Below are 25,434 nucleotides of genomic sequence, written 5' to 3' on the forward strand. Positions count from 1 at the left end.
GACTTGCGCTTCGCGCGTGCGCTTCGAGCGCTGTTCGCGCGGCCGGGCCGCTGCGCCGCTTCGCGGCGGACCCTCCTCGAGGTCGGGTCGTGCGGGGCTGGGAATGCTGTCATGGCGGACTTAAGTGGTGCCGTGTGGCCGGGAGCCCGGTAGGTGGCGGACTCGAGTGGTGCGGGGGGGGCTGGGAGCTCGGAAAGTGGTTCGACGGGCTCGGTAAGCTCTGTACTCGTGGTTTCCTCTGATGTTGTCGCGGATCGTCGTGCTCGGCTGCTTGCTGGTGCGGCGGTGACGTTGGGGCAGCTGTCCGAGGTGCTGGTGCCGTTGGGGGCCATGTTCGCCGCGCGGGGGCATTCGCTGTATCTGGTGGGGGGCAGCGTGCGGGACGCGGTGCTCGGGCGGTTGGGCAACGATCTGGATTTCACCACCGATGCGCGGCCGGAGGTCGTGCAGGAGCTGATGCGGGGGTGGGCCGATCAGTTGTGGGACACCGGTGGGCTCGCGTTCGGGACGGTGAGTGCGGCCAAGGGGGATCACCAGCTCGAGATCACCACGTTCCGGGCCGATACCTATGACCGGGTGTCGCGCAATCCGGAGGTGACCTTCGGCGACACGCTGGAGGGCGACCTGGTCCGGCGCGATTTCACGGTGAACGCGATGGCGGTGAAGATCGCCGAGGATGGGTCGCTGGAATTCGTCGACCCGCTCGACGGACTGGATGCCCTGCTCGAAGGCGTGCTCGATACGCCTGCGGCACCGCAGGATTCGTTCGACGACGACCCGTTGCGGATGCTGCGCGCGGCCCGCTTCGTCGCGCAGCTCGGTTTCGAGGTGGCGCCTCGGGTGCGCACGGCGATCGTGGAGATGGCCGAGCAGATCGACCGCATCACCGCCGAACGGGTGCGCACCGAACTCGACAAGCTGATCGGTGCGGAGCATCCGATCGACGGCATCAACCTCATGTGCGATACCGGTCTCGCCCAGCGGGTGCTGCCGGAGGTGCCCGCGATGAAGCTCGAGATCGACGAGCACCACCAGCACAAGGACGTCTACCAGCATTCGCTGACGGTGCTGTCGCAGGCGATCGACCAGGAGGAGGGCGACCCCGACCTGGTGTTGCGCTGGGCGGCGCTGCTGCACGACATCGGCAAGCCCGACACCAAGCGCAACGAGCCGGGCGGTGGCGTGAGCTTCCACCATCACGAGGTGGTCGGCGCGAAGATGGTGCGTAAGCGCATGCGGGCGCTGAAGTATCCGAAGGCGTTCACCGAAGACGTTGCGCGCCTGGTGTTCCTGCACCTGCGGTTCCACGGCTACGGCAAGGGTCAGTGGACCGATTCGGCCGTGCGCCGCTACGTCACCGACGCCGACGACCTGCTCGATCGCCTGCACAAGCTGGTCAAGGCCGACTGCACCACCCGCAACAAGCGGCGGGCGGCGGCGTTGCGCGCCACCTACGACGAGCTCGAGCAGCGCATCGCGGCCCTGCGTGAGCAGGAAGACCTCGCGCGGGTGCGCCCGGATCTGGACGGCAACGCGATCATGGAGCTACTCGGTCTCGAGCCGGGCCCGCAGGTGGGCAAGGCGTGGAAGTACCTCAAGGACCTGCGCCTGGACCGTGGCCCGATGACCCGCGACGAAGCCGAGGCCGCCCTGCGCGAGTGGTGGGCGACCCAGCAGTCCTAGAAGACGATCAGTGTTGTCCCGGCGATGATGGCGTCGCGGATCTGGGTGAGGTCGAACGAACCGGTGGTCTCGGGCAGTTCGATGCGGAATTTCACCACGTCGCCGCGGCGGTGCGCGTAGGAGATGCTCGCCCGGTTGGGTAGGTCGTCGAGCAGCAGCGCGGGCGCTTGGACCACCCGGCGCGGCAAGCGGATGCGGTACCAGCTGGCGCGGCGGATATCGATGGTGAGCAGGTTGTCGTAGACCTGCGCGTCGACGACGGCGCTCATCTTGCGGGTGCGATGGGTGGCGACGATCCGGCCCTGCTCGTCGAGCCGGAGCTTCCAGTCCAGGTTCTGCTCGTCCACCCAGTCGATGAGGGCACCGATGCCGATGCTGCCCTCGATGTCGAGCTGCTGCACGCGAATCTTGGTCGGCACACCGGGAATGAGACGAACGCCGTGCGCGATCACGGTGACGGTATCGAACGGATGCGTGTCCCAGACCAGGTCCGACAGCACCGTCTTGCTCTGGAAGTGGGCACCGCGCCTGCGCACCTTGAACGTGTCGAGGGTGGCGGTGAGGTCGTGGCCGAGCAGGGTGGCCGACACTTCCCGCCCGCCGAAGCGGCTGAAGATGCCCTCGCTGAGCACGGTCATCAGGACGTCGGGCATCAGCGCGGTGACCGTGCCCGAGCCCAGGTCGGCCACCGGGTCGGCCCAGGACGTGGTGAAGCCGAGCCACTGGTCGATCCACGAGGGGTCGAGCAGACGTTTGCCCAGGTCGACAGCGCCCGCCAGTGACCAGGACTTCGGATCGAAATACGTGGCCATGATGGTCCGAGCGTACTTGCCCGCGGCGTCGGCGGCCATGCTCGACGGCGTGTCGAGCGGGCATCACAGCCGGATGTTTCCGCATGTGCGGAGGATTTATCTATGTATCGCCGTATCTGCGGAACTATCCTGGTCGGGTGGCACTACTGCGAATCAAGGAAGCCGCCGATCTGCTCGGCGTCAGCGACGACACCGTGCGCCGGTGGATCGACTCCGGCGCGCTGTCGGCGAGCAAGGACAGCGCGGGCCGGCTGGTCATCGAGGGTCGTGAGCTGGCGGCTCTCGCCGTCGAGCAGGCGCGCACGCCGCACACCGAGGTCGGCAGTGCCAGTTCGGCCCGGAATCGGTTCCCCGGCTTGGTCACTCGCGTCGTGTCCGACAAGGTGATGGCACAGGTGGAGATGCAATGTGGTCCGTTCACGATTGTCTCGTTGATGAGCAGCGAAGCGGTGCGCGAGCTCGGGCTCGAGCCCGGGAGTGTGGCGCTGGCGACTGTGAAGGCCACGACGGTCGTCGTCGAACGGGCCGCCGGATGAAGCGCGCACTCGCCCTGGCGGCCACGCTGACCGTGCTCACCGCCTGTGGTTTCGAAACAGATTCGGCGACAAGCGATTCAACGCTCACCGTGTTCGCCGCCGCCTCGTTGAAGAAGGTCTTCACCGATCTGGAGGACGACTTCGAAACCGCGAATCCCGGTGTGGATGTGCAGTTCTCGTTCGCCGGATCGTCGGATCTGGCCGCCCAGTTGCAGGCCGGTGCGCCCGCCGACGTCTTCGCCTCGGCCGACCAGCCGACGATGGACAAGGTGATCGCCGACGGACGCATCGCCACTTCGCGCCCCTTCGCCACGAACGTCCTCACCATCGTCACCGCGCCCGGCAACCCGAAGGGAATCAACAGTTTCCGCGATCTGAGACGAGACGGGTTGTCCGTGGTGGTGTGTGCGCCGCAGGTGCCGTGTGGCCGGGCGACGCAGAAGGTCGCAGGAGCGGCTCAGGTGACATTGCGGCCGGTGAGTGAGGAATCGTCGGTGGCCGACGTGCTCACCAAAGTGACCTCCGGACAGGCGGATGCGGGCCTGGTGTACGTCACGGATGCGGCGGGTGCAGGCGCGAAGGTGAGTACGGTCGCGATCCCCGAGGCGTCGGCGGCGGTGAACACCTATCCCATCGGGGCGGTCGGGGATTCCGCCGATGCCGGGAAGTTCATCGACCTGGTGACCGGCCCGACGGGTCGGCAGGTGCTGACCGAAGCCGGCTTCGGTGTGCCGTGAGAACCGGCGCCGCAGGGTTCCCCCGCTGGTTGTTGCTGCCCGCGCTGATCGGATTCGCCCTGGTCGTCGTGCCGCTCGGCGCGTTGGCCTGGGGCGTGGAATGGGGTCGGTTCGGTGCGCTGGTGACCACCGAGGCCTCGCGCGACGCACTGTGGTTGAGCCTGCGGACGGCGGCGGGCAGCACGCTGCTGTGTGTGCTGCTCGGTGTGCCGATGGCTGTCGTCCTGGCCAGGGCCCGATGGCGTGGGCTGCCGGTGTTGCGCGCACTTGTGTTGCTGCCCTTGGTACTACCACCGGTGGTCGGCGGTATCGCCCTGCTGTACACCTTCGGGCGGCGTGGGCTGTTGGGAAGCCACCTCGAAGCCCTCGGCGTGCAGATCGCGTTCAGCACGACGGCGGTGGTGCTGGCGCAAACCTTTGTGGCGCTGCCGTTTCTGGTCCTCACGCTCGAGGGTGCGTTGCGGACGGCGGGTCACCGCTACGAGCAGATCGCGGCCACCCTCGGTGCCGGGCCGAGCACGGTGTGGTGGCGGATCACCCTGCCGCTGATGCGCCCCGCGCTCATCTCCGGTGCGGTGCTCGCCTTCGCCCGCGCGCTCGGTGAATTCGGCGCCACCCTCACCTTCGCGGGCAGCCTCCAGGGCCGCACCCGCACCCTGCCCCTGGAGATCTACCTCCAGCGGGAAGCCGATCCCGATGCGGCCGTCGCGCTTTCGGTGGTGCTCATCGTCGTCGCGATCCTGATCGTGCTGCTGGCCTACCGGCGCACCAGTCCCATCCCCGGCACCCAACTCGGCCGCACCCGAAGCGGAGGAAGGGTCGAATGAGCCCGCAGGACGAATCGCCGAGAAGTGTGCCGTCGCCCGCCGATCAGGCGGCACATTCGGCGGGATTCTCCGCGAGCGCACTCGACGAATCGTCGGGGAAGTCGTCGCGTCCGGCGGGCCTTTCGGTGGCCGCACGCATCGCGGATCGCGATCTGGACCTGGCGATCGAGGTCGCACCGGGCGAAGTCCTCGCCGTCCTCGGCCCGAATGGTGCGGGTAAGTCCAGCCTGTTGCAGGTGATCGCGGGCCTGCTCGTCCCCGATGCGGGCCACGTGCGCCTGGGCGCCGATATCCTCACCGAAACCGCGAAACGTGTTGCGCTCCCGCCGCATCGACGCGGCATCTCGCTGCTCGCCCAGGAGCCGTTGCTCTTCCCGCACCTCACCGTCGCCGAGAATGTCGCTTTCGGCCCACGCAGCCGTGGTAACCGCGACGCGAAGACCGTCGCCGCCGAATGGCTGGAGGCCGTCGACGCCACGCACCTGGCCGACCGCTACCCCGCCGCCCTCTCCGGCGGCCAGGCCCAACGCGTCGCCCTGGCCCGTGCCCTCGCCGTCGACCCGCACCTGCTCCTGCTCGACGAACCCATGTCGGCCCTCGACGTCGATGTCGCTCCCGCCATGCGCTCGCTGCTGCGCCGCGTTCTGCGCGACCCAGCCCACCCGCGCTGCGCGGTCCTGGTCACCCACGACATCATCGACGCCATCACCCTCGCCGACCGCCTCGTCATCGTCGAATCCGGCCGCATCGTCGAATCCGGCCAGGTCACCGATGTGATGTCGCACCCACGCAGCCCCTTCGCCGCCCGCATCGCGGGCCTGAACCTCCTGCACGGCACCGCCACCGCGCCGCGCGGGTCCGACCCGGCCCTGGCGGCGGTGTCGATCGGTTCCGACCGACGTGGCGAACCGTCGCCCGGCCCCACAGCGCCGCCCGATGACGAATCGGCGGTCGACGGTTGTGTCGTCGGTGATGTCACCGCGGGCACGCACGCGGCCGCTGTCTTCTCCCCCGCCGCGGTCTCGGTTTTCACCCGGCCTCCCGGCGGCAGCCCACGCAATGTCTTCACCGTCGACATCACCGAGATCACCGATCGGGGCGGCATCGTCCGGGTGCGTGGTGACGCACCGAACGCGCCCGGCCTGTGCGCCGATCTCACCCCGGCCGCCGTGGCCCAGCTCGGCCTCACCGTCGGCGCGCGGGCGTATTTCGCGGTCAAGGCCACAGAGGTGCGGGTGTACTCCTGCTGAAACGTGGCCCCGGTGCACGGCGCACAATGAGGGCGTTCATGCACGCGCGCAAACCGGAGGGCAGCATGCCGCTGGACCTGAACAGTGATCTGGGCGAGGGTTTCGGCCCGTGGCGGATGGGTGAGGACGCCGCCATGCTCGACATCGTCACCAGCGCCAACATCGCGTGCGGTTTCCATGCCGGCGACCCGACGATCATGCGCCGCACCTGCGAATTGGCCGTGGCCAAGGGTGTGCGGATCGGCGCGCACGTCGGCTACCGCGATCTGGTCGGCTTCGGCCGCCGCGATATCGCCATCGCGCCCGCGGAACTGCGCGACGAGGTGCTGTACCAGATCGGCGCCCTCGCGGCGTTCGCGCGCGCGGCGGGCGACCGGGTGCGGTATGTGAAGCCGCACGGCGCCCTCTATCACGCGGCCGCTCGCGATCGTCTGCTCGCCGACGCGGTCGCGACCGCCGTCGCCGAGGCCGAAACCGGTCTCGCCCTGCTCGGCCCGGCCGGAACCGAACTCGAACACGCCGCGAACCGGGCGAAAGTGCGTTTCGTCGGCGAGGGTTTCGCCGACCGCGCCTACACCGCCACCGGCACGTTGGCGCCGCGCGGGGTTGCCGGTGCGGTGCTGACGCCCGACGACGCCGTCGCCCAGGCGGTATCCCTTGCGTTGTCGGGGACCGCGCGTACCGTTGACGGTCCGGGTGCGGTCGCTGTGTCCGTGGCCAGTGTGTGTGTCCATGGTGACTCGCCCGCGGCCGTGGAGATGGCGCGCCGCATCAGGGGGGCGTTGGACGAGGCAGGCGTACCTGTCGAACCATTCGGTTGAGGGTGGGAGGCGCGATGGTGACCGACTGGAGCACGCGGATCAGGCCCGCGGGTGACCGCGCCATGCTCATCACCCTCGACGATCCGCGACCGGTGCAGCGCCTGGCGTCGGCGCTGCGGGTGCATGCCATCGCCGGTGTCCAGGACGTGCTGCCCGCGGCGGAGACCGTGCTGGTCACCCTGCATTCGGTGAACTACGGCACGCAGGTGCGCCGGGAATTGCTCGCGCTGCTCGACCGCCTGGATTCCGAATCCGCACAGCCGGATTCGCTCGATGTTTCCCGTGGAACACTGTCCGACCCGGACTGCCCCGACGAGGTGGTCGAGGTGCCGGTGCGCTACGACGGGGTCGACCTGCCCGAGGTCGCCCGGCTGCTCGACCTGTCTGTCGCGGAGGTGATCGCGGCCCATACCGGTACCGTCTGGCAGTGCGCCTTCGTGGGTTTCGCACCCGGTTTCGGATATCTCGTCTCGCCCGACGGCAGGCTCACCGTGCCGCGCCGGGCCCAGGCCCGCACCGCCATCCCACCGGGTGCGGTGGCACTGGCCGGTGGGTACTCGGCGGTATATCCGCGTGGCACACCGGGCGGATGGCAACTGATCGGAAGTACCGATCTACGCATGTGGGCGGTCGATCGCGACCCACCCGCACTGATCCGGGCGGGAACGGCGGTGCGGTTCGTCGACATCGCGCAATAGGCAAGGGCTGCTCAATGGTGCGCCGCCTCGACAGATAATCGGGGAGAGATCGCATGGTGATCTTCATCGAGCGGGTGGGGCCGCTCGCGACGATCCAGGACCTGGGCAGACCCGGCTGGTTCGATTCCGGCGTGGGTCCGGCCGGCGCCGCCGACCGCGCCTCGCTGCGGCTGGCGAACCGGCTGGTCGGCAATCCGGAGGACCACGCGGGCATCGAGGTACTGCTCGGCGGGCTCGTAGTGCGCACCGATGCGCACGTCACCGTAGCGGTCACCGGCGCACCGGCGACGGCCACGGTGGACAGCACACCCGTCGGCCATGCGAGCGTTCTCGAACTCGAGGCGGGCCAGACCCTTCGCCTCGGCATGGCAGGCACCGGTTTACGCACCTACCTCGGTGTACGTGGCGGCATCGACGTGCCGAAGGTCCTCGGTTCCCGCAGCCGCGACACCCTCTCCGGTATCGGCCCCGACCCGCTGCGACCAGGCATGCAATTGCCCGTCGGTCCCCCGCCGCGCACCTTCCCGACCGTCGAGTTCGCGCCGGTCCCCGTGCCGCCTGAGGTGCTCGTCGTCCGCGCTCGTCCCGGCCCGCGCGAAGACTGGTTCACCGACCCCACCGCCCTGTTCCGGGGCTCGTGGCAGGTGAGCAGTGAGACCGATCGCGTGGGCGCCCGCCTCGACCGGGTCGCCGGGCCGCCGCTCACCCGCTCGATCACCCGCGAACTGCCCGCCGAAGGGGTCGCCCTCGGCTCGGTGCAGGTGCCACCGAGCGGTCAGCCGGTGGTCTTCCTCGCCGACCATCCGATCACCGGCGGCTACCCGGTGATCGCGGTCGTGCTCGACGCCGACGTCGACCGCGTCGCCCAACTCCGTCCGGGTGAAAGCCTGCGCTTCGAACCCGACGACTGACCGCGCGCGGACGCTCTTCGACGGATCAGCGTGCCCGCCGCGAATTCAGCGCGATCGCGACGATGCCGAGCGCGTACACCCCGGCTCCGACCAGCACCACCGGCAGCGAACGCCCGTCGGCCGGGATCACCAGGGCGGTCGCGGCGATGGCCAGCACGAAGGTCATGTTGAAGACCGTGTCCTGCAGGGCGAAGACCTGCCCGCGCCGGTCGTCGTCGATGTCGATCTGCATGCTGGCGTCGCCGGTGAGTTTGATCGTCTGGCCGGCCAGCCCGAGCCCGAACGCGCCGATCAGCAGCAGCCGGTGGGCGTGGTCGGTGGCCGATTCCGAGGACGCGAGCGCGGTCGGTGTCACCAGGGTGAGCTGCACGACGACGGCCGTCGCCAGCCCGACGAGCACGGTCCGCGGCCTGCCGAGCCGGGGAATCAGCACGGGCGCGAGGATCGCGGCGAGCAGCATGCCCGCCGCGGCCGCGCCGATCGCGACCCCGAATCCGACCAGCCCGCCGCTCATTTCGCTCTGCCCCCCGGGCTGACGCAGTACGAGCACCATGATGAGCGTGTTCATCCCGAACACGATGCGATGCGCTCCGATGCCGATCATCGCGGTTGTCACCTGCGTCGATCGCCAGACGGCCCGCGCACCGGTGACCAACCCGGTCGCGATCGCACGCACAGCGCTTTCCGCTCCCGCCGAACCCTTTTCGGGCCCGAGGATGTGCGGTGCGAAACCGACGGCGAGCAGCGCGCCGACCACCGACCCGACCCCGCTGAGCGCGACCGCCACGGCCGAGGCCGAATCCCCCGCCCCCAGCACCGCGATCACCGCCACCGACGCCGCCGCGCCCACACCCGCGCAGGCGGACGCCACCGTAGCCAGCACGGAGTTCATCGGAACCAGCCAGCGCTGTTCGAGCACCCTCGGCAGCGCGGCCGACACCCCGGCAAGCACGAACCGGCTGATTCCGACGGTCGCCAGCGCGAGCACGAGGAGCACGCTCTCGCCCGCCCCGGCGAACAGCGCCAGCGCGGCCGCCGCGATCAGCGTCGCCCGCGCGATGCTCGCCACCAGCAGCACATTGCGTCGATCCCAGCGGTCGAGCAGGGCGCCCGCGTAGGGGCCGAGCACCGAATACGGCAGCAGCAGCACCGCGAAACCGGCGGCGATGGCCAGGGGGTCGGTTTCGCGTTCGGGGTTGAACAGGATGGCGCCCGACAGCGCCGCCTGGAACATGCCGTCACCGAATTGGGCGGCCAGGCGCAGCAGCGCCAACCGCGGCATCCGTGGATTGCGCCGCACCACACCGCGACTTTCGCGCAGCAGATGTCGCAGCGAGATCGGCCGCTCATCCGCCGGATTCGAGCCGTCAGCGCGATGGGTCGACACGTCGTGAGGATAGTGGTGCCAGAATTGAGGTGGCGGTACGGGTGCAGCGCAGGAGGAGGGTCATGTCCACATCGACGACACCGCGCATCGAGGTGCATCGGGCCGGTGACCGGATGAAGACCAGGATCTCCTGGCTCGACTCCAAGCATTCGTTCTCCTTCGGCGAGCACTACGACCCCGACAACACCCATCACGGCCTGCTGCTGGTGAACAACGAGGACGTGGTGCTGCCCGGCGAGGGTTTCGACACCCACCCGCACCGCGACATGGAGATCGTCACCTGGGTGCTCGGCGGCAGCCTGGTGCACCAGGATTCGCTCGGCCACAACGGGGTGATCTATCCCGGTCTGGCTCAGCGGATGAGCGCGGGCACCGGCATCCTGCACTCGGAGAAGAACGACTCCTGGCGCCTGGACGGCAAGCTGCCCGAGCACGACGAGCCGGTGCATTTCGTGCAGATGTGGGTGGTGCCCGACGAGCCCGGTGTCGATCCGGGCTATCAGCAGCTCGAGATCGATGACGAACTCGCCCGCGGCGATCTGGTGACGGTGGCCTCGGGCCTACCGCGCTACCGCGACCGCACCGCCATCTCGATCAATTCCTCGCACGCGGCGATGCACGTGGCCCGGCTGACCGCCGACAGCGCCCCCGTGACGCTGCCCGATGCCCCTTACCTGCATGTTTTCGTCGCACGCGGCGAGGTGGACATGGAGGGCGTCGGCACCTTGGCCCAGGGCGACGCCGTGCGGCTCACCCGCTCGGGTGGTCAGATGATTCGCCCGCACGGTGACGCCGAAGTGCTGGTCTGGGAGATGCACGCCCGGCTGGGCGGTTAGGCCGAGCCGGGTTCGCGCACCAGGGCGGTGGTTCTGGCATTGGCGCGGGTGGCGGCGACGATCTGCGCGAAGTCGGGACGGTAGTCGCCGTCGGGTGGTTGCAGCCAGATGCGGTAGCCGCTGCGTTCGTCGGCCGGGGAGGGCAGCACCACGTCGCTGCCGGGCAGGGCGACCGATGCGCACACCCGGAACATCTCGGCGAACAGTTCGGTGTCGAGGTAGGAATTGTCGGTGGGTCCGGTGAGGAAGGTCCAGCGGCCGGACCGGGGGTGCCCGATGATCGGCCCGCAGCGTTGACCACGGCTGAGCAGCTGACCGCGCACTCGTTCGCCCAGCGTGGAGGGCATCACCACGGCTCCGACGGCCCCGATTTCGAGCACGATGCGCCCGAAGGTGGCTTCGACCACGGCATAGAGACCGTTGTGCTTGCGATAGTGACGACAGCGCGCGAGCGCGTCCTGGGTTTCCGAGTATTCCTCGGCGGCGGCATAGCCGCCCTTGCTGTCAGTGCGCTGGCTCATCACTACCTCGTCTCCGTCGACGGTGTGGAGCTTGCATTCGCTAGATATTTGCCGCTATCTACAGCCTAATGCGACACAACGACGCTGACAATAGTCAGTAGCAGGTGTGTTCACCCGGAGTACGATCAGCGCCCATGGCACCCGTTTCGCCTACCGCCGCGCGCTGGGAGCTGGTCCTGCGCCTGCGTGACCTGCGCGAACAGCGGGGTTTCGACTCCGCGGGTTTTGCCAAGCGGGTCGGTTTCACCCCCGCCAACTGGTCCCATGTGGAAAAAGGCCGACGGGTTCTCACACGCACGACTATCGAACCGGTGCTCGATGTTCTCGACGTGCCCGCCGACGAACGCCGGGAATTGCTCGCGCTGCTCGAGGCCAGCAAACAGCGCGGCTGGTGGTCCACTTCGGCCGCGCTGATCGGCCCCGAACTGCAGCGTTTGTACGGCATGGAGGCGGGGGCGCAGAGCATCCGCAGCTACGACAGCCTGATCGTGCCCGGCCTGTTGCAGACGGAGGCGTACGCGCGGGCGCTCATCAGTGCCGACGTGATGATCCGCCCGGTACAGGTGGACCAATTAGTCGCAATCCGGTTGCGTCGCCAGCGGCGGCTGCGGGAACCGGGACCGCTGGAACTCACGGCCGTACTCGGTGAGGCGACGCTGCGTCAGCAGACCGGTGGCCCCGAAGTGTTGCGCGGGCAGTTGCGTCACCTGGTGGAGCTGATGCGCGAACTCGACACCGTCGACGTCCGGGTGATCCCGTTCAGCGCGCCCGAGGGTGCGGTGCTCGGCGGTTCCAGCTTCCATCTGCTCGACTTCGCAAGCGATCAGCTACCGACCTTCGCATGGGCCGAGAGCGCTGTTTTCGGTGGTCACGTCGACGACGCCGAACAGGTCCGCGATCTCGGTTACGCCTTCCTGCGGGCCAGGGAACAGGCCATGCCGAGATCCGAATCCCTTGCCCTGATCAGCGACTATGCCAGAGTGTAAGATTCGTGTTATGTCGATCACAGCTCGCCGCCGCCCGGCCGATCACGGCTGGTTCACCTCGTCGCGCTCCAACAACGGTAACCAATGTGTCGAGGTTCGCTTCGAAGGTGACGCCGTCCAGATACGAGACAGCAAATTTCGGCGCAACCCGATGAACCGTGGCCTCGACGAGCCGATCATCACCGTCCCCGCCTCCGTGTGGAACGCCTTCCTCGACTGCCTGCTCGCCCAGCGCCCGCACCCGTCCCTCACCACCCAGCACGCAGCCGACGGCGCCACGACCCTGCGCCACGGATCAACCGCCCTGCACTTCACCCCCGCCGAATGGGAGGCCTTCGTCGCCGGCGTCCGCGACGACGAATTCGCCTGCGTCTAAGGCGGATTCGGCCGCCACCGATCAGAAATCCTCCGCCGCGTCGTCAGTTCTGATGTCCCTCGCACCGGTGGAAGGAATGCCGACATGACCGACGCCGGACCGCTGAGCGCCGACGAGGCCACGTTCCTCGACGTCGTCCGCTCAGGCGATCCGGCGCGGTTCGCGGTCCTCACCGAGCGTCACCGGCGTGAGCTGCAGGTGCACTGCTATCGGATGCTCGCGAACTACGAGGACGCGCAGGACATGACGCAGGAGACATTCCTGCGTGCCTGGCACAAGCGGGAGTCGTTCAAGGGCAACGCCGCTCTGCGCACCTGGCTGTACCGGATCGCGACCAACGCCTGTCTCGACTTCCTGGACAAGCGCACGCCCATACCCTCGGAGCTGCCCGGTTCCGAGACAGCGCACCTGCAGCCCTACCCCGACCGGATGCTGCCCGAGGACCCGCAGGAATCGGCGGTCGCGCGGGAGACGATCGAGCTGGCGTTCATCGTCGCCGTCCAGCATCTGCCGCCGCGGCAGCGGGCGGTGTTCATCCTGCGCGACGTTCTCGGCTGGCCCGCGTCGAAGGTGGCCGAGGCCCTCGACATCACCGTCGCCGCGGTGACCAGTGGCCTGCAGCGAGCGCGCGGGACGATACGCGAGCAGCTACCCGACCGCCGCCTCGACTGGCAGATCCCCGCACGTCACGAACTGTCGAACGACGAGCGCGGTGTGGTGCGGTCCTACATCGACGCCCACCAGCGCAACGACCTCGAAGGACTGATCGCCCTGCTGCGCGAGGACCTGCGTTTCGTGATGCTGCCCGACTCGGGCATCGTCACCAGGACAGCGAAGGACGCGGTGGACGGTTGGGTCGCCGGCGGGCTCTTCCAGCCCGGCCACGACGATTGGCGCGGGATCGCCACGACGGTCAACCGCATGCCTGCCGCCGCGCTGTACCTACGCACCCCCGATGCCCCCGAGTACCGATTGTTCGCCGTCGCGGCCCTGCACATCGTCGACGGGAAGATCGCCGAGCTCACCGGGTTCGACGTCACCGGCAAGCCCTGGTTGGACGTGCCGACGACACTGCCCGTCGGCGACGAGTCCCGTGCGCTGGTCGGCCGCACCGAAGGCACCGTGGAACAGACATCCCAGCCCTGACGGAACGCGTCGGTTCGGTGCACGCTGTGGAGCCGACGCCCACACCCAGCAGGCCCGAGCTCGCCACGAGGCGATCGGTGCGGCCCGCGCTCACCGCCTCGTCTCGTATCGGGTCAGCACCACGCCGCCGGAAAATGTCCGGGTCTCCAGCAATTTCAGGTTCACCCAGCTGTCCAGCGCGCTGAAGAACGGCGTACCGCCGCCGACCAGCACCGGGTAGGTGACCAGCAGGTATTCGTCGATCAGCCCTGCCCGCATGGCGGCCCCGGCGAGCGTCGCCCCGCCGATGTCCATCGGACCGCCCTCCTCACCCTTGAGCCGGCCGATCTCACCGACCGCATCGCCGCTGACCAGGCGGGTGTTCCAGTCGACCGCGCCGATGGTCGAGGAGAACACCACCTTCGGCATGTCCCGCCAGCGGCGGGCGAACTCGACCTCCGCCGCTGTGGCGCCCGGCTGCTCGTCGGCGGTGGGCCAATGCGAACTCATCGCCTCCCACAACTTGCGCCCGTACAGCGACAGCTCCGTCGCCGCCACCCGGTCGGACCACCACTGGAACAGTTCGTCGCTCGATGAGGAATCCGGCCCCTCACCCCCGCTCCAGCCGAGGTCGTCCCCGGGTGCGGCGATGTAGCCGTCCAGAGTCACATTCATCCCGAAGATCAATTTCCGCATGTCGTCTGCCTCCTGTGAGTCGATCTCCCATGTACAGACGGCCGCGGAGCGAAAAGCTGATCGGGCGCGATCGGTGAGCGGCCGGTCCGGTCGGTGCGGCGCCGTCCGGCACGCCCCCGGTTCGCAGGGATGTTTCGGCATACTGGAGCGCGTGACTTCGGATCTGAGCAGCCCCTCCGGTATCGACCTGTCCTTCCGTGATCAGGATGTGCGGGTGCAGGACGATCTGTTCGCGCACGTCAACGGGCGGTGGTTGGCCGACTACGAGATTCCGGCCGACCGGGCGGTGGACGGTGCGTTCCGGACGTTGTACGACCAGGCCGAGATCGATGTGCAGACCATCATCACCGAGTGCGCCGATGGCGCGGCCGACAGCGCGGACGCCCGCAAGATCGGTGACCTGTACTCGAGCTTCATGAACACCGAGCTGGTCGCCGCTGCCGGGCTCACCCCGGTGGCCGACGAACTGCGCGCCGTCGCCACCGTCACCGACGCGAGCGCGTTCGCCGCGCTGCTCGGCAGCTTGCAGCGCACCGGCGTGCGCGGCGCGCTCGCCTACTACGTCGACACCGACGACAAGGACTCCACCCGCTACCTGCTGCACGCCACCCAGTCGGGCATCGGCCTGCCCGACGAGTCGTACTACCGGTCCGACGAGTTCGCCGAGATCCGCGACGCCTACCGCGCCCACATCACCAAGATGTTCACCCTCGCCGCGTCCGACCCGGCCCTGGCCGGCCTCGTGCCGACCGATCCGGCCGACGCCGCGAACCGGGTGTTCGAGCTGGAACGCACCCTGGCGGCAGGCCACTGGGACGTGGTGCGCCGCCGCGATGCCGAAAAGAGCTACAACCTCACCACTTTCGACGAGCTCGCCACCGCCCACCCCGAATTCGACTGGGCTGCTTGGGCCGACGCCGTCGCCGAGGGGGTCGACCGTGCGGGCGCCGAGCTGTTCGCCGAACTCGTGATCCGCCAGCCCGGTTACGTCGGTGCCTTCGCGCGCGCGTGGTCGGATGTACCGCAGGCGGATTGGCAGGCGTGGGCCACGTGGCAGGTGCTGCACGCGCGCGCCCCGTACCTCACCGACGAGATCGTCGCCGCGAACTTCGACTTCTACGGCCGCACTCTCACCGGCGCGCAGGAGATCCGGGAACGCTGGAAGCGTGGCGTCGGCCTGGTCCAGGAACTGCTCGGTGAGGCCGTCGGCAAACTGTATGTGGCCAGGCACTTTCCGCCCGAGGCCAAGGCGCGGATGGTGGAGCTGGTCGCCAATCTGCAGGAGGCCTACCGCCGCAATATCGCCGAACTCGAGTGGATGGGCCCCGACACCCGCGCCGCGGCACTGACCAAGCTGGAGAAGTTCACCCCCAAGATCGGCTACCCCGACACCTGGCGCGACTACTCGGCGGTCGAGATCGACGCCGCCGACCTCGTCGGCAACTACCGCCGTGGCTACGCCGCCGACCACGACCGTGACCTGGGCAAACTCGGTGGCCCCGTGGATCGCGGCGAATGGTTCATGACCCCGCAGACGGTGAACGCCTACTACAACCCCGGCATGAACGAGATCGTCTTCCCGGCCGCCATCCTGCAGCCGCCGTTCTTCGACATGAACGCCGACGACGCCGCCAACTACGGCGGGATCGGCGCGGTGATCGGCCACGAGATCGGGCACGGCTTCGACGACCAGGGCGCGAAGTACGACGGCGACGGCAATATGCAGGACTGGTGGACCGACGACGACCGCGCCGAATTCGGCAAGCGGACCAAGGCGCTGATCGACCAGTACAACGTGCTCTCCCCCGCTGACCTGTCCGACGAGCACACCGTGAACGGCGAGTTCACCATCGGCGAGAACATCGGCGATCTCGGTGGCCTGTCCATTGCCCTTGCCGCGTACAAGATCTCGCTCGACGGCGAGGAACCGCCGGTCATCGACGGCCTCACCGGCCTGCAGCGGGTGTTCTACGGCTGGGCGCAGGTGTGGCGCACCAAGGCGCGGCAGGAGGAGGCGATCCGCCGCCTCGCCGTCGACCCGCATTCGCCGCCGGAGTTCCGCTGCAACGCGGTGGTACGCAATATCGACAGCTTCTACGAGGCCTTCGAGGTGACTCCCGAGGACAAGCTGTACCTGGCACCGGAGGAGCGGGTCACCATCTGGTGATCGGGCGCGACCCTGCCGCTGAGCCGGTAGGGTCGAAACCGACTGTCAGGGAGAGGTTTTCATGCGACATCGCCAAGTGGCCGACGACGTGTTCACCATCCGAGGCACGGACGTGAACATGGTCCTGCTGCGCGAGGGCCGCGACCTCACCCTGATCGACGCCGGCTGGTACGGCGACGCGAAGATCATCGAGTCGGCGCTCCGTGCCCTCGGCCACCGCCCCGAAGACGTCGTCGCCGTCCTGCTCACCCACGCCCACCTCGACCACGTCGGCGCCCTGAACCACCTGCACCGCCACTACGGCACTCCCGCCTACACCAGCCCCACCGAGGTAGCGCACGCCCGAGGCGAGGTCCACGAGTCCGCCACTCCCCTCGACGTGATCAAACGCCTCACCGACCCCAGCACCGCGGCCTGGGCACTGCGCATCACCGCCGCCGGCGGCCTCCGCAAGAACCCGGTCCCCCACATCCAGCCCTTCCCCACCGCAGGCCCCCTCGACCTCCCGGGCCACCCAGTCCCCATCTCCTCCCCCGGCCACACCTCCGGCCACACCGCCTTCCACCTCCCCACCCAGGGCGCCATAGCCACCGGCGACGCCCTCATCACCGCCCACCCAACCTCCCCCCACCAGGGCCCCCAACTACTCCCCGAGTTCTTCCACCACAACACCGACCAAACCCTGAAAGCCCTCACCACCCTCGAACCCCTCGACGCCCCCCTCGTCCTCCCCGGCCACGGCCTCCCCTTCCGCAAGGGCATCACCGAAGCGGTAGCCCGAGCCCGCGAACACGCCACCACCCTCCTCCGATGAACTTGCGGCAGATGCTCGTTTTCAGTGCTTCCAACGCGAGTAAGGTCGGAGATAGTCGCGTTTATTGCAACTAAAGTATAGTAAGCAAATGCCTGCTGTACTTTCTGATCGCAGCTGCCGATGACCTGGCCACCGCATCGCCTCGAAGAACGCGCGTGGTCGCCGCGGCAACGCCAGGGCTCGCGTGACGACCGCCTGTTGGACCGTATTACGGTCTCAGTTCCCCCGCGTATCGCCGATCTGGACTATGTGCCGCCATCGCAAGTGGTGACCGCGGGCGAAGCGGCCGTGATCGCGGTGGCGCGGCTGGAAGCAGGATTCGGCCAGTACATGGCTCCGCTCGCCGACTTCCTGCTGCGCAGCGAGTCGGTAGCGTCGTCGAAGATCGAACACATCGACGCCGGCTGGCGGGCCTTCGGAAAGGCCGTCGGCGGCGCGAAGGCGAGCGATGAAGCGAAATCGCAGCTCGCCGCCGTCCAGGCACTCGCCACGATGGTGGATGCGGCAAGCAGCGGCCCGGTCACGACCTCGGATCTGCTTGCGGCACATCGGCTGCTCATGGCTCCGGACTATTACGCCGCTCGTGAGGCCGGCCGGTTCCGCGATGCGCAGAACTGGATCGGTGGTAGCGACTTCACCCCACTGCACGCGTTGTTCGTCCCGCCGCCGCCCGAGCTCGTCGGTGAGCTGATGGACGACCTGCTGACTTTCACCGCCCGAACCGACCTGCCGATCATGGCGCAGGCGGCGATCGCGCACGCGCAGTTCGAGTCCATCCATCCGTTCGTCGACGGCAACGGACGGATCGGGCGCGCGCTGATCAGCGCGATATTCCGCAGGCGTGGCCTGACCAGCCGGGTCACCGTTCCGTTGGCGTCGGTCATGCTGGCGAACACCGCACGCTACTTCGATCAACTCATGGCCTACCGCGCGGGTCGCGTCGACGAATTCGTCGAGTACGTGGCGCTCGCGGCCGTCCACGCCAGCGACGCTGCAATCGAATCCGCCCGGACGTTGGCGGACTTGCCCGCGCAGTGGCGCGCCTCGGCCCGGCCGAGGGCCGGATCTTCGGACGAGGCGCTGATCGCCGGACTGCTCGACCACCCGATCCTCAATATCGACACGGCACAGCGAATCGCCGGAACGACCGACTCCGCCACCTATCGAGCGCTGGATCGCCTGGTCGAGGCGGGCGTGCTCGAGGTGCTTTCGGCAGCGAAGCGGGGTCGAGTATGGGCGGCAACCGACATTCTGGCCGAACTCGACGCTCTCTCGGCAACGATCGGAAAGCGGACCGCCGCCGGACTGAAATAGGTCAGCGGAGGCGGAGTTCGGTTTCGGCGTCGAAGTAGAAGATTTCTTCGGGTTTGGGGCGGAGGTGGAGGGTTTCGCCGAGGGTGGTGTGGAAGCGGCGGTCTACTCGGACGACGATTTTGCCTGCGCGGGTCGACCAGTCGGTGCCTGCGCCGTGGGTGTAGACGAAGGATTCGGCGCCGAGTTCCTCGAGGAGTTCGGCGACCACGGTGATGTCGTCGGGGTCGGTGGTTACTTCCCAGGATTCGGGGCGGATGCCGAGGATCACGCGCTGACCGGAAACGCTGCGGGGCAGTGGGATTCGCAGGCCGTCGAGGACGGCATGACCGTCCGACACAGGCGCTTCGAGCAGGTTCATGCCGGGTGAACCGATGAAACCGGCGACGAAGGTGTTCACGGGGTCGTCGTAGAGTTCGCGCGGTGCGGCGATCTGCTGCAGGGTGCCTTCACGCAGCACGGCGACGCGGTGGCCCATGGTCATGGCCTCGACCTGGTCGTGGGTGACGTACACGGTTGTGGTGCCGAGGCGCTGCTGCAGGGCGGCGATCTGGGAGCGGGTGCTCACCCGCAGTTTCGCGTCCAGGTTGGACAGGGGTTCGTCCATGCAGAACACCTGCGGGCGGCGCACGATCGCCCGGCCCATCGCCACCCGTTGCCGTTGGCCGCCCGACAGTTTCGCCGGTTTGCGGTCGAGCAGCGGCTCGAGTTCCAGCATGGCGGCTGCCTCGCGGACCCGAACCAAGGTGTCGGACTTGGACATTCCCGCGTTGCGCAGGGCGAAGCCCATGTTCTGCGCGACGGTCATGTTCGGGTACAGCGCGTAACTCTGGAACACCATCGCCACATCCCGCGCCCGGGGCGGCAGTCCGGTCACATCACGATCGCCGATGCGAATCGTGCCGTTCTCCACCGATTCCAGTCCGGCGAGCATCCGCAGGCTGGTCGACTTGCCGCAGCCGGACGGTCCGACGAGCACGAGGAATTCGCCGTCGGCGATGTCGAGATCGAGTGCGTCGACCGCGGCGGTCTCGCTGCCGGGGTAGCGGTGGGTGACACCGTCGAACTGCACTGTCGCCATGGACTTCTCCTCGAAAACGGACGAGCGGGCCCGCGGCGGTGACCGCGGGCCAACGGGGACTACTTGGGCAGCTTGGGGGTGATCTGCCGGTCGATGATCGCCTGGATATCAGCGGCGACCTTCGCGAGAACCGTTGCGGGATCCGCGTTCTGCAGACCGATCTGCTCGTATCCGGTGCCGATGATCTGGTCGGCGCCGGGCACGAACACCCGCGCGTAATCCTGTGACTTGGTCACCGCGAGCTGGTCGATGGCGGTCTTGGAGTGCGGGTTCTTGGCGAGGAAGTCGACCTCGGTCGGATCGCTCACCGCCGACTTGCGCACCGGCATGTAACCCGTGTTCTGCGAGAAGTACGCCGTGTTCGCCGCATTGGTCGCGAACTCGATGAACTCGAGCGCGTTCACCTTCCGCTCGGCGGAGATGCGTGACGGCACCGCCAGACCCGCACCACCGGTGGTGACACCGGGCCCGCTGGGATGCGGAAGGAACGCCGTGCCGAGCTCGAACTTGCCGGTCGCGTTCTTCTGGATGCCTTTCAGGTCACCGGTGGAAGCGATGGTCGAGGCGGCGACCCCGGTCCCGAAGTCGACGGCGATCTGCGGACGGATCGCCGCGTACTTCTTCACATTGATCGACTCGCGCAGGTAGGTGGCGGCCGCGATCGAACCGGGATCGGTGAACTTCAGCGCCCACTTGTCGGAGTAGGCGCCGCCGAAGGTCCAGTTCGGGCCCTGGAAGGTCCAGCCGAGGTAGTTCTTGGCATCACCCCAGGCATGCGCGAACTTTTCACCGCCGACCACCGACTGGATCTTGGGGCCCCACTCGTCGAACTCCTGCCACGAGTTCGGCCCACGATCCGGCAGCCCCGCCTTGGCCCACACGTCCTTGTTGTAATAGAACAGCGGCGTCGAGCGCGCATACGGCAGCGCGTAGTGCTTACCGTCGAACAGGTAGTCCGCGGCCAGCGAGTCGACGTAGTCGTCGAGCTTCACCCCGGCCTCACCGAACAGCCCGTCGAGCGGTTCGATGGCACCGGTCAGCGCGTAGTTGAACCACCAGACATCCGACAGCACAACAACATCGGGCAGGTCACCACCGGTGAGCGCGGCATTGAACTTCTGCGCCACCTCCTCGTAGTTCTTGCCCGCGTCGACGAGGTTCACCTTCAGCTCGGGGTGCTGCGCCTGGAACCGGTTGATGAGCTCGAGTTCGAGTTCCTTGGAGGTGCCGGGATGGTTGGACCAGAAGGTGATCGTGTTCGCGTCGCCGCCACCACCGGACCCGCCGCCGGTGCCCGCGCAAGCGGTGAGCGCGAGACCGGCGGCGACACCGCCGGACAGGCCGAGGAAGCCGCGACGGCTCAGCGCCGGAAATCGTGAAGTGGACACGTGGATCTCCTGTTCGAGAATCAACCCTTGACCGCACCGGAGGTGAGGCCTTTGATCATGTGACGTTGCAGCGCGAGGAACACCACGAGAATCGGCAGCATGGTGAGCACGGTCCCCGCCATCACCGGACCCCAGTTGGTGACGCTCGGGTTCTCGGTGTTCTGCAGCAGCGTGAGCCCCACCGGCAGGGTGGCGACATCGGCGGAGTCGGCCATCAGGAACGGCCAGAGGTATTCGTTCCACTCGTTCACCAGCGTGACCACCGCGAATGCCACCATCGTCGGACCCGACATCGGCAGCACCACACGCGTGAGCAGCCGCCACCAGTTGGCGCCGTCCATCCGGGCGGCCTCGATCACCTCACCGGGCAGCGACAGGAAGTGGTTGCGCATGAGGAAGGTTCCGAAGGCCACGCCGCAGAGCGGAATGATGATGCCCTGGAAGGTGTTGCGCCAGCCGAGCTGCGCGATGAGCGCGTAGTTGGAGATGACGGTGATCTGGTTGGGCACCATCAGCGCGGCGATGATCGCCAGGAACACGATGTTCTTGCCGGGGAAGCGCAGGAACACCAGGCCGTAGGCGCTGAACACCCCGAGCGTGAACTTCACCGCCGACACCACCCCGGTGACGATCAGCGAGTTGCGCAGGAACGTCCAGAACGGGACGGTGGTCGTGGCGTGCCCGTAGTTCTCCGGGTGCCAGCTGTGCGGCCAGTACACCGCGGGCTGGGTGTAGATGTCGGCGCGGTCCTTGAACGAGGTGATGAGGATCCAGAACAGCGGAACCCCGACCATGACGAGCACGCACAGCATCGCCGCGTAACCGAGCAGGGTGATCGCGCGTTCGCGCCTGCGGTACGAAACAGTCTCGGGACCAACGTGTTTCATCGTTCGCCTCGATCCATCACGCGCACCTGGATCAGGGTCACCACGAGCAGCACGGCGAACATGATCGTGGCGACAGTCGCGCCGTAGCCCGCGCGGAAATTGCGGAACGATTCCTCGTACACCTGGAACACCATGGTCGTTGTGCCGTTGCCGAGCGGCCCGCCACGTGTCATCACATTGATGATGTCGAATACCTGAAGCGAGTTCAGCAATACCGTGATCGAAAGAAAGAATGTCGTCGGACGGAGTTGCGGCAGAAGCACTTTGGTGAATGTCGTCCACCGGCTCGCGCCATCCATTTCGGCGGCTTCCAACAGTTCGCTCCGCACGCCCTGCAATGCCGCCAGATAGATGACGAAGGTGTATCCGAGATTCTTCCAGATATAAGTGATCGTCACCATGAACAACGCCCACTGCGGATCCTGGTAGAAATCCGGCACATTCGTCACGCCGAGGCGGTGCAGCACATCTTGCACGAGCCCGAAACTGGGGTCGAAGATGAATTGGAATGCCACGCCGATCGCCGCACCGGAGATCACGAACGGCGCGAAGATGGCGGACCGAACCACATTGCGCCCGAACAACTTCCGGTCGAGCAACATCGCCAGCGCCAGCCCGAGCGCCATGCTCACCACCACCGCCGCCACGGTGAAGATCACCGTGTTGCCGACGACCTTCCAGGAGTCGTCGCGCTGCCACCACTCCACATAGTTGGCGAAACCGATGGGCGTGGCGACGGGGTCGGCGATGTTCCAGTCGGTGAACGAGAGCCGGATGTTGTCGGCCAGCGGCCGATAGACGAACATCCCGAGCAGAACCAAGTTCGGGACTACGAGTAACAGAAACAACGCGTAGTCCTGCCACGGCCGATTCCTCAGGCCGCGACCTCGCTGCACGGGAAGAACCCGCTCCGGACTGCTACGCACCGCGGCAGCTTTACGGCGCATGGCGAACCGCTGGTTAACCCTGCCCGCCGATTTCCTGAACATCGGGCGCACAACGACGAGTACAGCAAAAAGCCGAACAACACGACCGGGTTTGATCGTATTGTTCGGCTTTTGTTCAGTGCCGCTGGGGAATCAGTGGCGCCGGGTTTCAGTTCCAGTCGCCGAGGCCGTCGCCCGCGCTCAGGGTGGGGCCCTGGGTGCCGGTGACGATCACGGCATCACCGCGACGCGAGTTCTCCAGGAACCACTTGGCATCCTCGGTGCTCACGTTCAGGCAGCCGTGGCTGGCGTTGGAGTAGCCCTGCTGACCCACCGACCACGGCGCGGCGTGGATGAAGATGCCGCTGTTGGACAGGCGGGTGGCGTACTCGACCTCGAGCTTGTAGCCCTCGGGGTCGGTGACCGGCACACCGTAGGTGGACGAGTCCATCGTCATCTTCTCGAGCCGCTCGCCGACGATGTAGGTGCCGTTGGGGGTCTCGTAGCCGGGCTTGCCGAGCGAGGTCGGCATCTCGCGCACCACTTCACCGTTGCGGGTAACGGTGATGACCTTGGTGGCGTCGTCCACGGTGGCGACGAAGGCGTCACCGATATGGAACGAGCTGGTGGTGCCGCCGGCCACGACGGTCACGTCGGTGTTGGCGGGCCAGAACTCGGTGGGCTTCCAGCGCACCTGCTTGTCGCCGGTCCAGTAGAAGTTGCCGGGCACGTTGGCGCTCGAGGTGACCTTGATGGCCCGCTCGGCGGCCGCACGATCCTCGATCGGCTCCTTGAAGGTGATGATGATCGGCTGCGCGACGCCGACCGTCTCGCCGTCGGCGATGTTGATGTTCGGCGGCGCGAAGCTCGCCTGCGGCGCGGGCTGCTCGACCACGGGGTTGCTGGAACCCGCGCCGGGAAGCGCGGGCTGAGCCTGCGCGGGAACAGCGATGAGCGCGCCGGTGGCGGCGATCGCCGCCGTCAGCAGCAGACCACGGCGAAGCCGATGTGATTGCTGCCGGTTTGCCTCGTAGTGCATTAGGTTTCCTCGTCTATATCTTCGAATGACGCGGAGTCCGCATGGGGTCTCCACGGGGTAACGACGCCCCGACCCTGACCGCTCATTCCTACCCGTCCGGGGTGACAACGTGCCAGCTCCGTTGCATCGCGATCACGGAACGGCAACGGTGTGCGCTGTGTCACATAACAACCTGTGACTCAGCGGCTTTCGTCAAACGCCACGCTCAGGGCGGCGAGTCGGAGAGGCATCGGCACCGCGGTCCGGAAGCACACGCATGTGAGTCTCAAACCTGGAGTGAGGGAGATCACGCCGTGCGTGTGAAGTGGATCGCCCGGTTCGGCGCGGTCGCGAGATTGTGCGGCACCGTGCGCGGCCGGTGGCCGAGGGCCAGCGCGGGGTCCAGACGCAGCCGGGCGCTCGTGAGCAGGGTGGCGAGCACGACGCGCAACTCGTATTCGGCCAGCGTGGCGCCGATACACCGGCGATGACCGCCGCCGAAGGGCGCGTACTGGAACGGTGTGTATTTGCGGCCGAGGAACCGGTCCGGGTGGAACAGCCGGGGTGCGGGCCAGATCGACGCCTGGCTGTGCAGTACACCGACCGCCAACCCGATCGTCTGCCCGGCGGCCACGTCCACCCCACGCCAGCGCCACGGTTCGCGCAGCTGCCGCAGCACGATGGGCACGGCGGGGTGCAGGCGAAGCGTCTCCTGGCAGACGGCGTCGAGCAGCGGCGCGGTGGCCTGTTCGGCAGGGTCGTCGCCCGTCTGGGCCAGCTCGTCGGTGAGCCTGGCGAGCAGACCGGGTTCACGGTGCAGGTGGTACAACGCCCAGGTGAGTGAGGTCGCGGTGGTCTCGTGCCCGGCGACGAGCAGGGTGCGCAACTGTTCGCACAGTTCGGCATCGGTCAGCGCGGAACCGTCCTCGTAACGGGTGGCGAGCAGCAGATCGAGCAGATCGCCCGCGGCCGGGCCCTCGGCGCGACGGCGCGCGATGCCCGCGAGCAGCCGCCGATCGAGCCGGTCCCTGGCCGCGACGAAGCGGTCCCACGGCCCGAAACCGCCGGTGGCACGGCGCAAGGCGGGCGCTACGAGCAGGGGCGTGGTGAACGTCGAGAGGAAATCGTCGACCGCGTCGCCGTATGCACTGTCGGCACCCGCGCCGAACACCGCCCCGAGGATCGTGCGCAGGGTGATGGATCGTGCCTTCGTCAGCACGTCGACCCGGCTGCCGACCGGCCAGGAAACGCGTGCACCACTGTCGGATTCGAGTTCACTCAGCGTCGATGCCCGGATCACCTCGCCCAGTGTCCGCACCTTCGCGCGGTGGAAAGCGGGCGCGAGCATCGCCCGATCCGTGCGGTGGCGCGGCCCCGAGCTGAGGATCAGCGACGCCGTGCCGACCATCGGCTCGATCGGATTCGGCCGCGGCGGGTCGACGAGCTCGACCGGCGCCCGGAACAGTTCGCGCGCACCCTCGGCGGTCCCGGTGAACAACACCGGCGGAAACCCCGGAAACCCGACCGCGAACGGGTCACCGCTCGCGGCACGTCGACGCAGGTAGCCCTCGAAATCGAGGCCTGCGGCCAAGCCGTGCAGCAGGGCGGGGCGTGGTGGGCGCTGACACTTCATGTCAGGT

25 protein-coding genes are annotated in these 25,434 nt (G+C 67.8%); 15 read left to right on the plus strand and 10 right to left on the minus strand.

Features of this window, described 5'->3' with window-relative positions; all coding sequences use genetic code 11:
• The first annotated feature begins 228 nt into the window (after window positions 1–228).
• Window positions 229–1,683, plus strand: coding sequence for a CCA tRNA nucleotidyltransferase (locus ACWEVR_RS31430; RefSeq protein WP_452469862.1), 1,455 nt, complete (start codon window positions 229–231; stop codon window positions 1,681–1,683).
• Here ACWEVR_RS31430 and ACWEVR_RS31435 read toward each other — a convergent pair.
• Window positions 1,680–2,534 (minus strand): hypothetical protein, encoded by an 855-nt coding sequence (locus tag ACWEVR_RS31435; RefSeq protein ID WP_439266972.1) that lies wholly within the window; start codon window positions 2,532–2,534, stop codon window positions 1,680–1,682. The two genes, ACWEVR_RS31430 and ACWEVR_RS31435, sit on opposite strands and share 4 nt — an antisense overlap.
• A gap of 98 nt (window positions 2,535–2,632) precedes the next feature.
• Between ACWEVR_RS31435 and ACWEVR_RS31440 the strand changes: the two genes are divergently transcribed.
• From ACWEVR_RS31440 to ACWEVR_RS31470, 7 genes are all read left to right on the plus strand, one after another.
• Window positions 2,633–3,031, plus strand: a complete 399-nt coding sequence (locus tag ACWEVR_RS31440; protein ID WP_452469863.1) for a TOBE domain-containing protein — start codon at window positions 2,633–2,635, stop codon at window positions 3,029–3,031.
• Window positions 3,028–3,768 carry a molybdate ABC transporter substrate-binding protein gene (gene modA / locus ACWEVR_RS31445; RefSeq protein WP_452469864.1) on the plus strand — a complete coding sequence of 247 codons (741 nt, stop codon included), beginning with the start codon at window positions 3,028–3,030 and terminating at the stop codon, window positions 3,766–3,768. The genes ACWEVR_RS31440 and modA overlap by 4 nt, the downstream gene beginning before the upstream one ends.
• Entirely contained in the window at window positions 3,765–4,595 is an 831-nt protein-coding gene (locus ACWEVR_RS31450) for an ABC transporter permease (RefSeq protein ID WP_452469865.1), read from the plus strand. Before modA ends, ACWEVR_RS31450 begins: the two co-directional genes overlap by 4 nt.
• A complete protein-coding gene (locus ACWEVR_RS31455; RefSeq protein ID WP_452469866.1) occupies window positions 4,592–5,845 on the plus strand; it encodes a sulfate/molybdate ABC transporter ATP-binding protein in 1,254 nt (417 codons plus the stop codon). Before ACWEVR_RS31450 ends, ACWEVR_RS31455 begins: the two co-directional genes overlap by 4 nt.
• A 65-nt stretch (window positions 5,846–5,910) precedes the next feature.
• Window positions 5,911–6,666 carry a LamB/YcsF family protein gene (locus tag ACWEVR_RS31460; protein WP_067644304.1) on the plus strand — a complete coding sequence of 252 codons (756 nt, stop codon included), beginning with the start codon at window positions 5,911–5,913 and terminating at the stop codon, window positions 6,664–6,666.
• A 14-nt stretch (window positions 6,667–6,680) separates the two neighbouring features.
• Window positions 6,681–7,364 (plus strand): 5-oxoprolinase subunit B family protein, encoded by a 684-nt coding sequence (locus ACWEVR_RS31465; RefSeq protein WP_067644301.1) that lies wholly within the window; start codon window positions 6,681–6,683, stop codon window positions 7,362–7,364.
• Window positions 7,365–7,417: 53 nt separating this feature from the next.
• Complete coding sequence (locus ACWEVR_RS31470; protein WP_452469867.1) at window positions 7,418–8,275, plus strand: 5-oxoprolinase subunit C family protein; 858 nt, start codon at window positions 7,418–7,420, stop codon at window positions 8,273–8,275.
• Window positions 8,276–8,300: 25 nt separating this feature from the next.
• Here ACWEVR_RS31470 and ACWEVR_RS31475 read toward each other — a convergent pair whose 3' ends face one another.
• Complete coding sequence (locus tag ACWEVR_RS31475; protein WP_452469900.1) at window positions 8,301–9,557, minus strand: MFS transporter; 1,257 nt, start codon at window positions 9,555–9,557, stop codon at window positions 8,301–8,303.
• Window positions 9,558–9,724: 167 nt separating this feature from the next.
• On the opposite strand from ACWEVR_RS31475, the gene ACWEVR_RS31480 reads away from it, so the two are divergent.
• Window positions 9,725–10,498, plus strand: a complete 774-nt coding sequence (locus tag ACWEVR_RS31480; protein ID WP_452469868.1) for a pirin family protein — start codon at window positions 9,725–9,727, stop codon at window positions 10,496–10,498.
• Here the strand turns inward: ACWEVR_RS31480 and ACWEVR_RS31485 are convergent.
• A complete protein-coding gene (locus tag ACWEVR_RS31485; protein ID WP_220139377.1) occupies window positions 10,495–11,019 on the minus strand; it encodes a hypothetical protein in 525 nt (174 codons plus the stop codon). The genes ACWEVR_RS31480 and ACWEVR_RS31485 overlap by 4 nt on opposite strands.
• 134 nt (window positions 11,020–11,153) lie before the next feature.
• On the opposite strand from ACWEVR_RS31485, the gene ACWEVR_RS31490 reads away from it, so the two are divergent.
• The 3 genes from ACWEVR_RS31490 to ACWEVR_RS31500 all read left to right on the plus strand — a co-directional run bounded on the left by ACWEVR_RS31490 (window position 11,154) and on the right by ACWEVR_RS31500 (window position 13,527).
• The gene (locus tag ACWEVR_RS31490) at window positions 11,154–12,005 is read left to right on the plus strand and encodes a helix-turn-helix domain-containing protein (RefSeq protein WP_452469869.1); all 852 of its coding nucleotides are present in this window, start codon (window positions 11,154–11,156) and stop codon (window positions 12,003–12,005) included.
• A gap of 10 nt (window positions 12,006–12,015) precedes the next feature.
• Window positions 12,016–12,381 carry a DUF397 domain-containing protein gene (locus ACWEVR_RS31495; RefSeq protein ID WP_067495043.1) on the plus strand — a complete coding sequence of 122 codons (366 nt, stop codon included), beginning with the start codon at window positions 12,016–12,018 and terminating at the stop codon, window positions 12,379–12,381.
• Between the two features lie 84 nt (window positions 12,382–12,465).
• On the plus strand, window positions 12,466–13,527 hold the full coding sequence (locus ACWEVR_RS31500; RefSeq protein WP_452469870.1) for an RNA polymerase subunit sigma-70: 1,062 nt from the start codon (window positions 12,466–12,468) through the stop codon (window positions 13,525–13,527).
• A gap of 90 nt (window positions 13,528–13,617) precedes the next feature.
• Here the strand turns inward: ACWEVR_RS31500 and ACWEVR_RS31505 are convergent, their stop codons facing one another.
• Window positions 13,618–14,202: a dihydrofolate reductase family protein gene (locus ACWEVR_RS31505; protein WP_452469871.1), complete on the minus strand. Its 585-nt coding sequence runs from the start codon at window positions 14,200–14,202 to the stop codon at window positions 13,618–13,620.
• A 151-nt stretch (window positions 14,203–14,353) separates the two neighbouring features.
• Between ACWEVR_RS31505 and ACWEVR_RS31510 the strand changes: the two genes are divergently transcribed.
• From ACWEVR_RS31510 to ACWEVR_RS31520, 3 genes are all read left to right on the plus strand, one after another.
• Entirely contained in the window at window positions 14,354–16,369 is a 2,016-nt protein-coding gene (locus ACWEVR_RS31510; RefSeq protein ID WP_452469872.1) for a M13 family metallopeptidase, read from the plus strand.
• Window positions 16,370–16,430: 61 nt separating this feature from the next.
• Entirely contained in the window at window positions 16,431–17,183 is a 753-nt protein-coding gene (locus ACWEVR_RS31515) for an MBL fold metallo-hydrolase (protein WP_452469873.1), read from the plus strand.
• 120 nt (window positions 17,184–17,303) lie between these two features.
• Complete coding sequence (locus ACWEVR_RS31520) at window positions 17,304–18,497, plus strand: Fic family protein (RefSeq protein WP_452469874.1); 1,194 nt, start codon at window positions 17,304–17,306, stop codon at window positions 18,495–18,497.
• A 1-nt stretch (window position 18,498) separates the two neighbouring features.
• Here the strand turns inward: ACWEVR_RS31520 and ACWEVR_RS31525 are convergent, their stop codons facing one another.
• From ACWEVR_RS31525 to ACWEVR_RS31550, 6 genes are all read right to left on the minus strand, one after another.
• On the minus strand, window positions 18,499–19,575 hold the full coding sequence (locus tag ACWEVR_RS31525) for an ABC transporter ATP-binding protein (RefSeq protein ID WP_452469875.1): 1,077 nt from the start codon (window positions 19,573–19,575) through the stop codon (window positions 18,499–18,501).
• Window positions 19,576–19,634: 59 nt separating this feature from the next.
• Complete coding sequence (locus ACWEVR_RS31530; RefSeq protein WP_452469876.1) at window positions 19,635–20,963, minus strand: ABC transporter substrate-binding protein; 1,329 nt, start codon at window positions 20,961–20,963, stop codon at window positions 19,635–19,637.
• A 20-nt stretch (window positions 20,964–20,983) separates the two neighbouring features.
• Window positions 20,984–21,850, minus strand: a complete 867-nt coding sequence (locus tag ACWEVR_RS31535) for a carbohydrate ABC transporter permease (RefSeq protein WP_067643970.1) — start codon at window positions 21,848–21,850, stop codon at window positions 20,984–20,986.
• A complete protein-coding gene (locus ACWEVR_RS31540) occupies window positions 21,847–22,797 on the minus strand; it encodes a carbohydrate ABC transporter permease (RefSeq protein WP_181698606.1) in 951 nt (316 codons plus the stop codon). The genes ACWEVR_RS31535 and ACWEVR_RS31540 overlap by 4 nt, the downstream gene beginning before the upstream one ends.
• Before the next feature lie 148 nt (window positions 22,798–22,945).
• On the minus strand, window positions 22,946–23,815 hold the full coding sequence (locus ACWEVR_RS31545; RefSeq protein WP_357393299.1) for a L,D-transpeptidase: 870 nt from the start codon (window positions 23,813–23,815) through the stop codon (window positions 22,946–22,948).
• Between the two features lie 286 nt (window positions 23,816–24,101).
• Window positions 24,102–25,427, minus strand: a complete 1,326-nt coding sequence (locus ACWEVR_RS31550; protein WP_452469877.1) for a cytochrome P450 — start codon at window positions 25,425–25,427, stop codon at window positions 24,102–24,104.
• Between the last annotated feature and the right edge of the window lie 7 nt (window positions 25,428–25,434).

The organism is Nocardia sp. NPDC003979 (genome assembly GCF_053605015.1).

Bases quoted from the DNA above. Each gene is read 5' to 3' on its own strand.
- ACWEVR_RS31435 (WP_439266972.1), bottom strand. From the start codon at position 2,534: ATGGCCGCCGACGCCGCGGGCAAGTACGCTCGGACCATCATGGCCACG.
- modA (WP_452469864.1), top strand. From the start codon at position 3,028: ATGAAGCGCGCACTCGCCCTGGCGGCCACGCTGACCGTGCTCACCGCC.
- ACWEVR_RS31455 (WP_452469866.1), top strand. From the start codon at position 4,592: ATGAGCCCGCAGGACGAATCGCCGAGAAGTGTGCCGTCGCCCGCCGAT.
- ACWEVR_RS31460 (WP_067644304.1), top strand. From the start codon at position 5,911: ATGCCGCTGGACCTGAACAGTGATCTGGGCGAGGGTTTCGGCCCGTGG.
- ACWEVR_RS31465 (WP_067644301.1), top strand. From the start codon at position 6,681: ATGGTGACCGACTGGAGCACGCGGATCAGGCCCGCGGGTGACCGCGCC.
- ACWEVR_RS31470 (WP_452469867.1), top strand. From the start codon at position 7,418: ATGGTGATCTTCATCGAGCGGGTGGGGCCGCTCGCGACGATCCAGGAC.
- ACWEVR_RS31475 (WP_452469900.1), bottom strand. From the start codon at position 9,557: ATGCCGCGGTTGGCGCTGCTGCGCCTGGCCGCCCAATTCGGTGACGGC.
- ACWEVR_RS31480 (WP_452469868.1), top strand. From the start codon at position 9,725: ATGTCCACATCGACGACACCGCGCATCGAGGTGCATCGGGCCGGTGAC.
- ACWEVR_RS31485 (WP_220139377.1), bottom strand. From the start codon at position 11,019: ATGAGCCAGCGCACTGACAGCAAGGGCGGCTATGCCGCCGCCGAGGAA.
- ACWEVR_RS31490 (WP_452469869.1), top strand. From the start codon at position 11,154: ATGGCACCCGTTTCGCCTACCGCCGCGCGCTGGGAGCTGGTCCTGCGC.
- ACWEVR_RS31495 (WP_067495043.1), top strand. From the start codon at position 12,016: ATGTCGATCACAGCTCGCCGCCGCCCGGCCGATCACGGCTGGTTCACC.
- ACWEVR_RS31500 (WP_452469870.1), top strand. From the start codon at position 12,466: ATGACCGACGCCGGACCGCTGAGCGCCGACGAGGCCACGTTCCTCGAC.
- ACWEVR_RS31505 (WP_452469871.1), bottom strand. From the start codon at position 14,202: ATGCGGAAATTGATCTTCGGGATGAATGTGACTCTGGACGGCTACATC.
- ACWEVR_RS31515 (WP_452469873.1), top strand. From the start codon at position 16,431: ATGCGACATCGCCAAGTGGCCGACGACGTGTTCACCATCCGAGGCACG.
- ACWEVR_RS31520 (WP_452469874.1), top strand. From the start codon at position 17,304: ATGACCTGGCCACCGCATCGCCTCGAAGAACGCGCGTGGTCGCCGCGG.
- ACWEVR_RS31525 (WP_452469875.1), bottom strand. From the start codon at position 19,575: ATGGCGACAGTGCAGTTCGACGGTGTCACCCACCGCTACCCCGGCAGC.
- ACWEVR_RS31535 (WP_067643970.1), bottom strand. From the start codon at position 21,850: ATGAAACACGTTGGTCCCGAGACTGTTTCGTACCGCAGGCGCGAACGC.
- ACWEVR_RS31540 (WP_181698606.1), bottom strand. From the start codon at position 22,797: ATGCGCCGTAAAGCTGCCGCGGTGCGTAGCAGTCCGGAGCGGGTTCTT.
- ACWEVR_RS31545 (WP_357393299.1), bottom strand. From the start codon at position 23,815: ATGCACTACGAGGCAAACCGGCAGCAATCACATCGGCTTCGCCGTGGT.
- ACWEVR_RS31550 (WP_452469877.1), bottom strand. From the start codon at position 25,427: ATGAAGTGTCAGCGCCCACCACGCCCCGCCCTGCTGCACGGCTTGGCC.